We start from the raw sequence: 12,833 nt of genomic DNA on the forward strand, positions 1-12,833 counted from the left end.
CAGGATGTGAGGTGTGAACTCCGCACAGGCCGAGGTATCCGGCATCGGCCTGATCATTGCCGTCAAGCGGCTCAGCGTGGCCAAGACCAGGCTGGCGCCGGCTTTTCCCGCACCACTGCGGGAGGCTGTGGTGCTGGCCATGCTGGTGGACACCATCAGCGCGGCCGTGGCCGCCCGCGGACTGGAACACATCACCGTGGTGACTCCCGATGAGGCCGCCGCGGCAGCCGCCGCCGAGCTGGGAGCCGAGGTGCTGGAGGACCCGACTCCAGAAGGTCATGGCGACCCGCTGAACAACGCGCTCGCCGCTGCCGAAGCCGCAGTGACCGAATCGGTGCCCAATATCGTTGTGCTGCAGGGTGATTTGCCGGCTTTGCAATCTTACGAGCTAGACGAGGCGATCGCCGCAGCGCGGACGCACCAACGCAGCTTCGTCGCTGACCGGCATGGGATGGGCACCGCGGCGCTCTTCGCGTTCGGCACCGCGCTCGACCCGAGGTTCGGCAGAAATTCATCTACGCGACACCGGGAATCCGGGGCGCTGGAACTGACCGGCGCCTGGCCCGGCCTGCGCTGTGACATCGACACTCCGGAAGATCTGGCGGTGGCGCGCAGGCTCGGAGTCGGCACCGCAACGGCCCGTGCACTCGCACATGCCAAGTCCGGTGGCAGCACCACGCGCGATGAGCAATGATTTCGGGGTGGACGAAATCGAGGGCAGCGAACTCACCGAGACGCGTAGCGACACGACCGATTGGCGTCCGCACGACGCCGCTCCGACCGCCCCTCCCGCTGCCACCGAGACGCTTTCGGCCGGCGACGACGACGAACTGCCCGCCGACCGCTACCTCAACCGCGAACTGAGCTGGCTGGACTTCAACGCCCGAGTGCTGGCGCTGGCCGCCGATACCTCATTGCCACTGTTGGAACGGGCCAAGTTTCTGGCGATCTTCGCCTCTAATCTGGACGAGTTCTACATGGTCCGGGTCGCCGGTCTCAAACGCCGCGACGAGATGGGCCTGTCCGTGCGCTCGGCCGACGGCCTGACCCCGCGTGAGCAACTGCGCCGCATCGGCGAACGGACCCAGCAGATCGCCACCAGCCATGCGCGGGTGTTCCTCGACTCGGTCCGCCCGGGGCTGGCCGCCGAAGGCATCCACATCGTGACGTGGGCCGACCTTGAGCCGACCGAACGCGACCAGCTATCGGGGTACTTCCACGAGCAGGTGTTCCCGGTGCTGACACCGCTGGCGGTCGACCCAGCGCACCCGTTCCCGTTCGTCAGCGGACTCAGTTTGAACCTGGCGGTGACAGTCAAACGTCCCGAGGATGGTGGAAGTCACTTTGCGCGGGTCAAGGTCCCCGACAACGTCGACCGTTTCGTCGAACTCGATGTCGGCGCCAGCAGCAGCGACGGCCGGGGCGAGGTCCGATTCCTGCCGATGGAGGAGCTGATCGCAGCATTCTTGCCGGTGTTGTTCCCCGGCATGGAGATCGTCGAGCATCACGCGTTCCGCATTACCCGCAACGCCGACTTCGAAGTCGAAGAGGACCGCGACGAAGATCTGTTGCAGGCCTTGGAGCGGGAGCTGGCGCGACGCCGGTTCGGGTCACCGGTGCGACTCGAGGTCGCCGACGACATGACCGAGCACATGCTGGAGCTGTTGCTGCGCGAACTCGACGTGGACCCCGGTGACGTGATCGAGGTGCCCGGCCTGTTGGATCTGTCATCGCTGTGGCAGGTCTACGGCCAGGACCGGCCCGATCTCAAGGACCGCACCTTCGTCCCGGCCACCCACCCGGCGTTCGCCGAACGGGAAACCCCCAAAAGCATTTTCGCCACCCTGCGTGAAGGCGATGTGCTGGTACATCACCCCTACGACTCGTTCGCCACCAGCGTGCAGCGGTTCATCGAACAGGCGGCCGCCGACCCTGGTGTGCTGGCGATCAAGCAGACGCTCTACCGAACCTCCGGTGATTCACCGATCGTCACCGCGCTGATCGACGCCGCCGAGGCCGGCAAGCAGGTGGTAGCACTCGTCGAGATCAAGGCCCGGTTCGACGAACAGGCGAACATCAAGTGGGCCCGCAAGCTGGAGCAGGCCGGCGTGCATGTGGTGTACGGACTGATCGGCCTTAAGACCCACTGCAAGGTCTGCCTCGTCGTGCGTCGCGAGGGATCGACGATCCGGCGGTACTGCCATATCGGCACCGGCAACTACAACTCCAAGACCGCGCGCCTCTACGAAGATGTGGGACTGCTGACCGCCGACCCGGACATCGGCGCCGACCTGACCGACCTGTTCAATTCGTTGACCGGCTATTCGCGGAAAGTCGCCTACCGCAACCTGTTGGTGGCCCCACACGGCGTACGGACCGGGATCATCGAACGCATCGAACGTGAGGTCGCGGCACACCGCCATTCCGGCGAGGGCCGGATCCGGCTCAAGCTCAATTCGCTGGTCGACGAGCAGGTTATCGATGCGCTCTACCGCGCCTCCCGCGCCGGAGTTCGAGTCGAGCTGTTCGTCCGCGGGATCTGCGCACTGCGGCCCGGAGTCGAGGGTTTCTCCGAAAACATCCTCGTCCGATCGATTCTCGGCCGATTTCTGGAACACTCCCGCATCATCCACTTCCGCGCTATCGACGAATTCTGGATCGGCAGCGCCGACATGATGCACCGCAATCTGGACCGCCGGGTCGAGGTGATGGTGCAAGTGAAGAACTCGCGGCTGACCGCGCAACTGGGCGATGTGTTCGACTCCGCCATGGATCCGGCCACCCGCTGTTGGGAGCTCGGGCCAGACGGTCAGTGGACGGCCGAACCGCAGGCCGGGGCCACGGTCCGCGATCACCAGGTGTCGTTGATGGACCGGCATCGCAATTCCTGACATCTCCGCCCACCACCGCCCACGAAGCCCGAATTGACCTGCAGGAGTGCAAGGTGCTCGAAACGACAGTGTCGAATGGCTCCGGGACGGTAGACAAGGTCGTCCACGCCGCCGGTGCGGTGCTGTGGCGGACGCGGCGCAACGCCGTCGAAGTGGCCCTCATCCATCGTCCGCGCTACGACGACTGGTCACTGCCCAAAGGCAAAGTCGATCCCGGTGAGACCGAACCGGTGACCGCCGTGCGGGAGATCCTCGAGGAGACCGGCCAGCACGCGCACCTGGGCCGCCGGCTGGGGGCGGTCCGCTATCCGGTCTCCCAGGGCGTCAAGAAAGTGCGGTACTGGGCCGCGCAAGCGGTGGGCGGAGATTTCGTGCCCAACCACGAGGTCGACGACATGGTCTGGCTACCGGTCGATGCCGCAATGCGGGAACTGCAGTACGCCTATGACCGGAAGATATTGCGGCGGTTCGCTAAGCAGCCCGCAGACACCGAAACGGTGTTGATCGTGCGGCACGGCACCGCTGGCCGTCGGTCGCGGTTCTCCGGCGACGACCGCCAACGGCCACTGGACAAGAAGGGTCGTGCGCAGGCCGAAGCGCTCACCGATCAGCTGCTGGCCTTCGGCGCGACCACGGTGTACGCAGCCGACCGGGTGCGCTGTGAGCAGACCGTGGAGCCATTGGCCGCCGAACTCGGGGTGGCGGTGCACAGCGAACCGACGCTGAGCGAGGAGTCGTACGCCGACAACCCGAAAAAAGCCCGGCGCCGGGTGGTGGAGATCGCGCAATCGGGCGGCACACCGGTTATCTGCACCCAGGGCAAGGTGATTCCGGATTTGATCGCCTGGTGGTGTGACCGCGACGGTGTAAGCCCGGACAAGTCGCGCAATCGCAAGGGCAGCACCTGGGTGTTGTCGCTGTCGGGCGGCCGGTTGATCGCCGCCGACCACCTCGGTAGTCCGCTGGCTACCCAAGCACTGGTGTGAACGACCGAGCGCCGCGGGGATAACCCCGCGGCGCTCGGCTATTCGTTGCTACTTGCGACCCTTACGGGCCGGTGCCTTGGTGGCCTTCTTGGCCGGAGCCTTCTTCGCCACGGCCTTGGTGGCTGCCTTCTTGGCGACAACCTTCTTGGCCGGAGCCTTAGTCGCTGCCTTCTTCGCGACAACCTTCTTGGCCGGAGCCTTGGTCACGGCCTTCTTGGCCGGAGCCTTGGTGGCTGCCTTCTTCGCGACAACCTTCTTGGCCGGAGCCTTAGTCGCTGCCTTCTTCGCGACAACCTTCTTGGCCGGAGCCTTAGTCGCTGCCTTCTTCGCGACAACCTTCTTGGCCGGAGCCTTGGCGGCAGTCTTCTTCGCGGCGGCCTTGGTGGCCTTCTTCGCCGGCGACTTCTTCGCAGCCTTGGCGGGCGCGGCGCTGGCACCAGCACCACGCTTGACGGCGAGCCCCTCGGACGGGACACGCTGCGCGCCAGAAACAATCGCCTTGAACTGCGCCCCGGGGCGGAAGGCGGGAACGGACGTCGGCTTCACCTTGACCGTTTCACCGGTGCGGGGATTGCGGGCCACGCGCGCGGCGCGACGACGACGCTCAAAAACGCCGAACCCGGTGATGGTGACGCTCTCACCCTTGTGGACGGCGCGCACAATGGCATTGACGAAATGCTCGACGGCCTCGGTCGCCGACCGACGGTCGGTGTCCAATTCCTTTGTGAGCACCTCGATGAGCTCTGCTTTGTTCATCCAATCCCTCCGAAACCAGTGGCCCTACTTGAGCCGACTAGAGCACACGGTAAACCCTGATACCACTGATATCCAAGAGCCACGCGCAATTTCAGACGAGATTATGGGCGAATTCGGCAATCCGGTTACCGCCCTTGGACGCTGACGAGAGCGTCGTTTAGGCCGGAATTAAGCTCCGGCGCGGGGCCTCAAGAAGCAGGCAAAGTGCGCGGTTTCCAGCCCGGGCGAGCCGCCTCGAAAGAATCGATATCGTCGAGTTTCCGCAGCGTAAGGCCTATATCGTCGAGTCCTTCGGACAGCCGCCAGGCGGTGTAGTCGTCAATCGTGAACGCCACCACCACCGTTCCGGCGGTGATATTCCGATCTTGAAGATTGACAGTGATTTCCAGCCCCGGGCTCTGCTCGATGACTTTCCACAGCAGTTCCACATCATCTTGGGCCACCTGGGCCGCCAGCAGGCCGGCCTTGCCGGCATTGCCGCGGAAGATGTCGGCGAATCGGGAGGAGATCACCACCCGGAACCCGTAGTCGAGCAGCGCCCAGACCGCATGTTCGCGCGACGATCCGGTGCCGAAGTCCGGTCCGGCCACCAGCACCGAACCTTGGTCGAAAGGGCTGAGATTCAGCACAAAGGACGGGTCGGTGCGCCACGTGGCGAACAGGCCGTCCTCAAATCCCGTCCGGGTGATGCGCTTCAAATAGACCGCGGGAATGATCTGGTCGGTGTCGACATTGGACCGCCGCAGCGGGACTCCGATTCCGGTGTGGGTGTGGAAAGCGTCCATGACAAGGCTCCTTTTTCGTACCGGCGGCGGTCAGTTCAAGTCGGAGGGGGCCGACAGCGTCCCACGGACAGCGGTGGCAGCGGCGACGACCGGAGACACCAGGTGGGTGCGCCCGCCCTTGCCCTGCCGGCCCTCGAAATTACGGTTGGACGTCGACGCAGACCGCTGCCCCGGCTCCAGCTGATCGGGGTTCATCCCCAGGCACATTGAGCAGCCGGGCTGCCGCCATTCCGCACCTGCGGCGGCGAAAACCTCCGCAAGACCCTCGGCTTCGGCCTGATTGCGCACCCGCATCGAACCCGGCACCACGAGCATCCGCACCCCGTCGGCCACCTGATGCCCACGCAACACGTCGGCCACCGCGCGCAGATCCTCGATGCGACCGTTGGTGCACGACCCGACGAACACCGTGTCGACCGCGATTTCGCGCATCGGTGTCCCCGGCTGAAGGTCCATGTACGCCAACGCCTTCTCCGCGGCCCGTCGCTCGGCCTCGTCGTGGATCGCCTCCGGGTCGGGCACCTGGGCGCCCAGCGGGACACCCTGGCCCGGGTTGGTGCCCCAGGTCACGAACGGCGTCAGTGTGTCCGCGTCGAGGTAGACCTCGACGTCGAACACCGCACCCGGGTCGGTGCGCAGGCTGCTCCAATAGTCCACGGCGGCGTCCCAGTCAGCACCGGTCGGCGCGTGCGGCCGGCCACGCAGGTACTCGTAGGTGGTCTCATCGGGGGCGACCATGCCGGCCCGAGCGCCGGCCTCAATGCTCATGTTGCAGATCGTCATCCGGGCCTCCATCGACAGCGCCTCGATGGCGCTGCCCCGGTATTCGATGACATAGCCCTGGCCGCCGCCGGTGCCGATCTGGGCGATCACCGCCAAGATGATGTCCTTGGCCGTGACACCGTCGGCGAGCCGCCCGTCGACATTGACCGCCATTGTCTTGAAAGGCTTCAGCGGCAGCGTCTGGGTGGCCAGCACGTGTTCCACCTCGGAGGTGCCGATACCCATCGCCAGCGCACCAAACGCGCCGTGGGTGGAGGTGTGGCTGTCGCCGCAGACCACCGTCGTGCCCGGCTGGGTGAGCCCCAGCTGCGGCCCGATGATGTGCACGATCCCCTGATCGATGTCGCCCATCGGGTGCAGCCGGATGCCGAACTCGGCGCAGTTGTGCCGCAACGTCTCGACCTGCGTACGCGACACCGGGTCCGCAATCGGTTTGTCGATGTCGACCGTCGGCACGTTGTGGTCCTCGGTGGCGATGGTCAGATCCGGGCGCCGCACCGGACGACCGGCCAACCGCAGCCCCTCGAAAGCCTGCGGGCTGGTGACTTCATGCACCAGGTGCAGATCGATGTAGATGAGGTCAGGTTCGGTCCCACCGCCGGATACCACGACGTGGTCTGCCCAGACCTTTTCTGCCAAGGTGCGAGGCTGCTCGGTCTTGGACATTGCTGCCATCCCCAATCTGTACCGTCTTACATTTTGAGACGCTAGTATCTGTATATGGGACAGCATAGCGGCATCGGCGTTCTGGACAAAGCACTGGCGGTGCTCCACTCGGTCGCCGAATCGCCGTGTGGGCTGGCTGAACTGTGCGGGCGCACCGGCCTGCCCCGCGCCACCGCACACCGGTTGGCCGCAGGCCTGGAGACCCACCGCCTGCTCGGCCGCGACGATGAGGGCCGTTGGCAGATCGGCCCCGCGGTCAGCGAACTGGCGTCCCGTGCCGACGATCCGCTTCGCGCCGCCGGTGCGGCGGTGCTGCCACGGCTGCGAGAGATCACCGGGGAGAGCGTGCAGCTGTATCGCCGCGAGGGTTCCGAACGAGTCTGCGTTGCGGCGCTCGAACCGCCTGCGGGGCTACGAGACACGGTTCCGGTCGGCGCCCGGCTGCCGATGACGGCCGGCTCGGGCGCCAAGGTCTTGCTGGCCTACGCCGATGCAGGCGTGCAACAGGAAGTGCTGGCGGCGGCCAAGTTCACCAGCCGCACCCTCGCGGAGATGCGTCGGCGGGGCTGGGCGCAAAGCGTTGCCGAACGCGAGCCCGGGGTGGCCAGCGTGTCGGCACCGGTGCGCGATCACCGCGGGGCGGTGGTGGCAGCGATCTCGGTGTCGGGTCCGATCGACCGGTTGGGGCGGCGCCCGGGGGCACGCTGGGCCGCCGACCTGCTTGCGGCGGCCGGCGACCTGACGGCCCGGCTGTAACCCGGGCGCGGGGGTCCCGGTCCGCCTGTCAGACTGCAGAGATGGGAACCAAACAGCGCGCACAGATCGTCATGACCGATGCCGAGGTGGCTGACTTCGTCAACACTCACCGCACCGGAACACTGGCCACCATCGGGCCCGACGGCCAGCCGCACCTGACCGCGATGTGGTACGCGGTGCTCGACGGCGAGATCTGGCTCGAGACCAAGGCCAAGTCTCAGAAGGCGGTCAACCTGCGCCGTGATCCGCGGGTCACCTTCCTTCTGGAAGCCGGCCAGACGTACGACACGCTGCGCGGGGCCGCCTTCGAGGGCGTCGCGGAGATCGTCGATGACCCAGACACCATCTTCCGGGTGGGCGTCAGCGTCTGGGAGCGCTACACCGGTCCCTACACCGACGAGATGAAGCCCGGCGTCGACGCGATGATGAACAACCGGGTGGCTGTGCGCATCGTCACACGGCGCACCCGCTCCTGGGACCACCGCAAGCTGGGCCTGCCGGCCATGCCGCTCGCTGGCTCCACCGCTCCGAAGGGCGATTGAGCCCGCTGCATACAAAAAGGCCCGCACCGTGACGGTGCGGGCCTTTTTGCGATGTACCCCCGATGGGATTCGAACCCACGCTACCGCCGTGAGAGGGCGGCGTCCTAGGCCGCTAGACGACGGGGGCTAGAACATTTCCGGGTTGCCAGCATAGCTCAACCCGTACGGCCCGCCTAATCGCTTGCAGCGGACCGCTTTTGCTGGGGTACCAGGACTCGAACCTAGAATGGCTGAACCAGAATCAGCTGTGTTGCCAATTACACCATACCCCATTGGCCGGCCATTACCGCTGGTCAGAGTGCCGGTGGGGCACTACTGGCCAGCCGTTCTTGGGCCGACGAGCAGACTACCAAACTTCTAGCGCGAAGTTGTCATCGCGCTTCCCCAACGCCGTCTCGGGCGCTCCGCAGCCGGTCCAAACTGCGGTTCGAGCCCAGCAGTTCCAGCGACTCGAACAGCGGCGGGCTGACCAGCCCGCCGGAGACGCCGACCCGGATCGGGCCGAACGCCTTGCGCGGTTTGAGCCCCAGCTCGTCCAGCAGCGCGGCTTTCAGCGCGGCCTCGATGTTGGCGGTGGTCCACTCCCCCACGCCCTCCAGTGCCGCGATGGCGGCGTCCAACACCGGAGCCGCGTCGGGGCCCAGTTCCTTGGCCTCGGCGCGCGGGTCCAGCTCGTAGTGCTCGTCGTTGAAGAACTTCAGCAGTGGCCATGCGTCGCCGAGCACCACGATGCGGGTCTGCACCAATGCAGCAGCCACCGCGAAGCCTGCGTCGTCCAGGCCGGTGTCCTGTCCATGGGTGTCGAGATAGCTGCGCAATCGTGCGGTGAAGTCGTCCAGGTCGAGCAGCCGGATGTGCTCGGCGTTGAGCGCATCGGCCTTCTTCTGGTCGAACCGGGCTGGGTTGGAGTTGACGTTGACCACGTCGAACGCGGCAACCATCTCGTCGATACTGAACACGTCGCGGTCGTCGGCGATGGACCAGCCCAGCAATGCCAGATAGTTCAACAGTCCCTCGGGGATGAAGCCTCGGTCGCGGTGTGCGAAGAGGTTGGACTGCGGGTCACGCTTGGACAGCTTCTTGGTGCCCTCACCCAAAACGGTTGGTAGGTGGCCGAATTCCGGGATGCGATCAGCAACGCCGATGCGCATCAACGCCTGGTACAGCGCGATCTGGCGTGGCGTGGACGGCAACAGGTCCTCGCCGCGCAACACGTGGGTGATCTTCATCATGGCGTCGTCGACCGGGTTGACCAAGGTGTACAGCGGGTCGCCGTTGGCGCGGGTCAGCGCGAAATCGGGAACGGTGCCCGCCGGAAAGGACGTCTGCCCCCGCACCAGGTCCGCCCAGCCGAGCTCGGTGTCGGGCATCCGCAGCCGCACGACCGGCTTGCGGCCCTCGGCCAGAAAACCGGCGCGCTGCTCGGCGGTCAGCTCGCGGTCGAAGTTGTCGTAACCCAGCTTGGGGTTGCGGCCGGCGGCCAAGTGGCGGGCCTCGACCTCCTCGGGCGTCGAGAACGCCTCGTAGGCCTCGCCCGCTGCCAACAGCTGCGCCACCACGTCACGGTGGATGTCGGCGCGCTGCGACTGCCGGTAGGGGCCGTAGGGCCCGCCCACCTCGGGCCCCTCGTCCCAGTCCAGATGCAGCCAGCGCAGCGCATCCAGCAGCGCCAAGTAGCTTTCCTCGCTGTCGCGTTCGGCGTCGGTGTCCTCCACCCGGAAGACCATGGTTCCGCCGGTGTGGCGAGCGTAAGCCCAGTTGAACAGGGCGGTGCGGATCAGCCCGACGTGCGGCGTGCCGGTCGGTGACGGGCAGAACCGGACGCGAACACCAGATGTGGTCACGAGTTTCCTTTGCGGATAACGGGGTTGGACAGCGTGCCAATGCCTTCGACGGAGACGGACACGGTGTCACCGTGTTCGATGGGACCGACACCTTCGGGGGTTCCGGTCAGCAGGATGTCGCCGGGCAGCAGCGTCATCACCGCGGAGATCCACTCCACGATGGCGCCGATGTCGTGCATCATCAGCGAAGTCCGACTGTCCTGCTTGACCACCCCGTTGACTTCGGTGCGAATCGCCAGGTCAGCTGGGTCGAGGTCGGTGACGATCCACGGCCCGATCGGGCAGAAGGTGTCGTGGCCCTTGGCCCGGGTCCACTGCCCGTCGGACTGCTGCTGGTCTCGCGCCGACACGTCGTTGCCGATCGTGTAGCCCAAGATGTTGTCCTTGGCCCGCGCGGCCGGCACGTCCTTGCACGGACGCGAGATGACGACGGCCAACTCACCTTCGAAGTGGACTGGGGAAGCGTTGGCGGGCAGCTGAATCGGCACGTTGGGCCCGATGATCGCGGTGTTCGGTTTGAGGAACATTGTCGGGTTGGCCGGTGGGGCGCCACCCATTTCGGCGATGTGGGCCGCGTAGTTCTTCCCGATGCAGACCACCTTGCTGGCCAGGATGGGCGCCAGCAGGCGCACGTCGGCCAGCGGCCAGTACCGGCCGGTGAACTCCGGTGTGCCGAAGGGGTGCTCGGCGATCTCGCGGGCAGTCATCTCGTGTGGCCGGTCCGGATCCCCTTCAATACTGACGAAGGCGACACCGTCCGGGCTGGCAATTCGGCCTAGGCGCATTTGCACAAGCCTAATGGCGATCACAAGCGCGGCGGAGCCGGGCGCAGGGGGTCGCCGTCAATCGGCGCAGCTCGCGTCCCTGGTAGGCCAGCCTGTGGAAGCATGGTCGGATGTCCACCGAGCCGATCGGCAAAGCCGCTCGCTGGTCGGTCGTGGTCGTCGCCCTGATGGCCACGCTGTGTTCATTCGTCTTCATCAACGGCATTGCCTTCGTCATCCCGATGCTGGAGACCAAACGGGAAACCAACCTGGCGATGGCCGGCCTGCTGGCCTCGATGCCCAGCTTCGGAATGGTGCTGACCCTGTTCGCATGGGGCGCGCTATTGGACCGCATCGGCGAGCGAATCGTATTGAGTGTTGGCTCCGCGTTGACCGCGCTGGCCACGTTCGCGGCCGCCTCGATGGAGTCGCTGGTCGGGGTCGGCGCATTCCTGTTTCTCGGCGGCATGGCCGCCGCCAGCGCCAACAGCGCCAGCGGGCGGCTGGTGACGGGCTGGTTCCCGCCGCACCAGCGCGGATTGGTGATGGGTATCCGCCAGACGGCGCAGCCGTTGGGCATCGCGTTGGGAGCCGAAGTGATCCCCGAGCTAGCCGAGCACGGGCTGGCGCGGGCGTTGATGTTTCCCGCAACGCTGTGCGCCGTGGCGGCGGTGGCGTGTGCGATCGGCGTGGTGGATCCGCCGCGCATGCCACGGTCGGCTGCCTCCGGCACCGAACTCGCCAGCCCCTACAACAGTTCGAAGGTGCTGTGGCGCATCCATCTGTCCTCGGCTCTGCTGATGGTTCCGCAGTGTGTGCTCGCCACTTTCATGCTGGTGTGGCTGATCGTGGACACCAATTGGTCCATCGCCGCCGCAGGCGGTCTGGTGACGGTGTCGCAGCTGCTCGGCGCCGCCGGGCGGGTGGCGGCCGGCCGGTGGTCCGACCGCGTCCGGTCGCGGCTGCGCCCGATCCGCAGCCTCGCCGTCGCCGGAGCGCTGGCAATGCTGGCTCTGGGCGCCGCCGACCATCTGCACTCCCGCCTCGCCGAAGCGGCCATGGTCGTCGCGGCGGTTATCACCGTGCTGGACAACGGATTGGCCTCGACCGCAGTCGCCGAGATCGCCGGCCCGTACTGGAGCGGTCGCGCACTGGGCATCCAGAACACCACTCAGCGGCTCACCGCCGGGATCGCTCCCCCGCTCTTCGGTGCGCTGATCGGTGCCGCCGGTTACCCAGTGGCCTTTGCGCTATGCGGACTGTTCCCGCTGGCCGCGCTGCGTTTGGTACCGGTGAGCGCTGAGCCCGAAGGCCGCTCGGCACTGGAGGCGCTGCGTACCCTGCGCGTGCCGCCCGGGCCGCCGCCCGACCCGTCCACGTAACCCCGAGCCTGCGGCCAAGTACCGTCGAAACGATGACGGATACGGATCTTGTCCGGCTTCGGACACCAACTGTGGCGGACGGCCCGGCCCTATGGCAGATGGCCGTCGACAGCGCCACTCTCGACGTCAATTCGCCCTACGCATACCTGCTGTGGTGCCGCGATTTCGCCGCTACCTCGGTGGTTGCCGAGGTAGGAGGAGAACCGGGCGGCTTCGTCAGCGGCTACCGGCGCCCAGATCAGCCGGAGACCCTGATGGTCTGGCAGGTAGCTGTCAACGCTGCTCACCGCGGCGCCGGCCTGGCCGGGCGGATGCTCGACCACCTGGCGAGCGCGCAGGTCGCCCAGGGCGTGACACATCTTGAGACCTCGATCACACCGGACAACGAAGCCAGCCGACGACTCTTTGGCGCTTTCGCCCGCCGATGGGACGCGCCACTGGCGTGTTCCGAGCTGTTCGGAGCGGATTTGTTCCCCGAATCTCATTTGGCAGAAGAACTGTTTCGCATCGGACCGCTTCGGGTACACCCACGTCGCCGGTGAGGGCGTGGCAAGGTTGAGATCACAAAATGGTCTCGGTAAGGTCACGGACGCGCAAACGTGAGCCCCGACAGACCTAGTGCGGGGGCATACGAGCGGGGTGGTGGGTCGAGCCGAGATCACCCGCGGCACGAGTTTG

Annotated in this window: 12 protein-coding genes and 2 tRNA genes; 7 read left to right on the top strand and 7 right to left on the bottom strand. The window is 66.3% G+C overall.

The window, feature by feature from the left end; translation table 11 throughout:
• The first annotated feature begins 13 nt into the window (after positions 1-13).
• The 3 genes from cofC to ACKY0W_RS14265 are packed head-to-tail and all read left to right on the top strand — an operon-like array spanning position 14 to position 3,877.
• Positions 14-694, top strand: a complete 681-nt coding sequence (gene cofC / locus ACKY0W_RS14255) for a 2-phospho-L-lactate guanylyltransferase (RefSeq protein WP_409434594.1) — start codon at positions 14-16, stop codon at positions 692-694.
• On the top strand, positions 684-2,891 hold the full coding sequence (locus tag ACKY0W_RS14260; RefSeq protein ID WP_409434595.1) for an RNA degradosome polyphosphate kinase: 2,208 nt from the start codon (positions 684-686) through the stop codon (positions 2,889-2,891). The genes cofC and ACKY0W_RS14260 overlap by 11 nt, the downstream gene beginning before the upstream one ends.
• A gap of 53 nt (positions 2,892-2,944) precedes the next feature.
• Positions 2,945-3,877, top strand: a complete 933-nt coding sequence (locus ACKY0W_RS14265) for an NUDIX hydrolase (RefSeq protein WP_409434596.1) — start codon at positions 2,945-2,947, stop codon at positions 3,875-3,877.
• A 48-nt stretch (positions 3,878-3,925) separates the two neighbouring features.
• Here the strand turns inward: ACKY0W_RS14265 and ACKY0W_RS14270 are convergent, their stop codons facing one another.
• From ACKY0W_RS14270 to leuC, 3 genes are all read right to left on the bottom strand, one after another.
• Positions 3,926-4,633: an HU family DNA-binding protein gene (locus ACKY0W_RS14270; RefSeq protein ID WP_409434597.1), complete on the bottom strand. Its 708-nt coding sequence runs from the start codon at positions 4,631-4,633 to the stop codon at positions 3,926-3,928.
• 188 nt (positions 4,634-4,821) lie between these two features.
• Positions 4,822-5,418: a 3-isopropylmalate dehydratase small subunit gene (leuD, locus tag ACKY0W_RS14275; protein ID WP_409434598.1), complete on the bottom strand. Its 597-nt coding sequence runs from the start codon at positions 5,416-5,418 to the stop codon at positions 4,822-4,824.
• Between the two features lie 30 nt (positions 5,419-5,448).
• Positions 5,449-6,867: a 3-isopropylmalate dehydratase large subunit gene (gene leuC / locus ACKY0W_RS14280; protein ID WP_409437788.1), complete on the bottom strand. Its 1,419-nt coding sequence runs from the start codon at positions 6,865-6,867 to the stop codon at positions 5,449-5,451.
• A gap of 54 nt (positions 6,868-6,921) precedes the next feature.
• Between leuC and ACKY0W_RS14285 the strand changes: the two genes are divergently transcribed.
• Positions 6,922-7,623 (top strand): IclR family transcriptional regulator, encoded by a 702-nt coding sequence (locus tag ACKY0W_RS14285; protein WP_409434599.1) that lies wholly within the window; start codon positions 6,922-6,924, stop codon positions 7,621-7,623.
• A gap of 41 nt (positions 7,624-7,664) precedes the next feature.
• Positions 7,665-8,165, top strand: coding sequence for a pyridoxamine 5'-phosphate oxidase family protein (locus ACKY0W_RS14290; protein WP_409434600.1), 501 nt, complete (start codon positions 7,665-7,667; stop codon positions 8,163-8,165).
• Positions 8,166-8,219: 54 nt separating this feature from the next.
• On the opposite strand, the gene ACKY0W_RS14295 is transcribed toward ACKY0W_RS14290, so the two are convergent.
• The 4 genes from ACKY0W_RS14295 to ACKY0W_RS14310 all read right to left on the bottom strand — a co-directional run bounded on the left by ACKY0W_RS14295 (position 8,220) and on the right by ACKY0W_RS14310 (position 10,794).
• A tRNA-Glu gene (locus ACKY0W_RS14295) sits at positions 8,220-8,292 on the bottom strand.
• Positions 8,293-8,365: 73 nt separating this feature from the next.
• A tRNA-Gln gene (locus tag ACKY0W_RS14300) sits at positions 8,366-8,437 on the bottom strand.
• A 99-nt stretch (positions 8,438-8,536) separates the two neighbouring features.
• Positions 8,537-10,009, bottom strand: coding sequence for a glutamate--tRNA ligase (gltX, locus tag ACKY0W_RS14305; RefSeq protein WP_409434601.1), 1,473 nt, complete (start codon positions 10,007-10,009; stop codon positions 8,537-8,539).
• A complete protein-coding gene (locus tag ACKY0W_RS14310; protein WP_409434602.1) occupies positions 10,006-10,794 on the bottom strand; it encodes a fumarylacetoacetate hydrolase family protein in 789 nt (262 codons plus the stop codon). The genes gltX and ACKY0W_RS14310 overlap by 4 nt, the downstream gene beginning before the upstream one ends.
• A 110-nt stretch (positions 10,795-10,904) precedes the next feature.
• Between ACKY0W_RS14310 and ACKY0W_RS14315 the strand changes: the two genes are divergently transcribed.
• Both ACKY0W_RS14315 and ectA read left to right on the top strand, forming a co-directional pair.
• Positions 10,905-12,155, top strand: coding sequence for an MFS transporter (locus tag ACKY0W_RS14315; protein ID WP_409434603.1), 1,251 nt, complete (start codon positions 10,905-10,907; stop codon positions 12,153-12,155).
• A gap of 32 nt (positions 12,156-12,187) precedes the next feature.
• Complete coding sequence (ectA, locus tag ACKY0W_RS14320) at positions 12,188-12,697, top strand: diaminobutyrate acetyltransferase (RefSeq protein ID WP_409434604.1); 510 nt, start codon at positions 12,188-12,190, stop codon at positions 12,695-12,697.
• Positions 12,698-12,833 lie beyond the last annotated feature (136 nt).

It is taken from the genome of Mycobacterium sp. SMC-14 (assembly GCF_046250075.1).
Taxonomy (GTDB): Bacteria; Actinomycetota; Actinomycetes; order Mycobacteriales; family Mycobacteriaceae; genus Mycobacterium.

What these genes read in the sequence shown, in the direction of transcription:
- ACKY0W_RS14290 (WP_409434600.1), top strand. Translation starts at nt 7,665, where the DNA reads ATGGGAACCAAACAGCGCGCACAGATCGTCATGACCGATGCCGAGGTG.
- ectA (WP_409434604.1), top strand. Translation starts at nt 12,188, where the DNA reads ATGACGGATACGGATCTTGTCCGGCTTCGGACACCAACTGTGGCGGAC.
- ACKY0W_RS14315 (WP_409434603.1), top strand. Translation starts at nt 10,905, where the DNA reads ATGTCCACCGAGCCGATCGGCAAAGCCGCTCGCTGGTCGGTCGTGGTC.
- ACKY0W_RS14285 (WP_409434599.1), top strand. Translation starts at nt 6,922, where the DNA reads ATGGGACAGCATAGCGGCATCGGCGTTCTGGACAAAGCACTGGCGGTG.
- ACKY0W_RS14260 (WP_409434595.1), top strand. Translation starts at nt 684, where the DNA reads ATGAGCAATGATTTCGGGGTGGACGAAATCGAGGGCAGCGAACTCACC.
- leuC (WP_409437788.1), bottom strand. Translation starts at nt 6,867, where the DNA reads ATGTCCAAGACCGAGCAGCCTCGCACCTTGGCAGAAAAGGTCTGGGCA.
- ACKY0W_RS14310 (WP_409434602.1), bottom strand. Translation starts at nt 10,794, where the DNA reads ATGCGCCTAGGCCGAATTGCCAGCCCGGACGGTGTCGCCTTCGTCAGT.
- ACKY0W_RS14270 (WP_409434597.1), bottom strand. Translation starts at nt 4,633, where the DNA reads ATGAACAAAGCAGAGCTCATCGAGGTGCTCACAAAGGAATTGGACACC.
- leuD (WP_409434598.1), bottom strand. Translation starts at nt 5,418, where the DNA reads ATGGACGCTTTCCACACCCACACCGGAATCGGAGTCCCGCTGCGGCGG.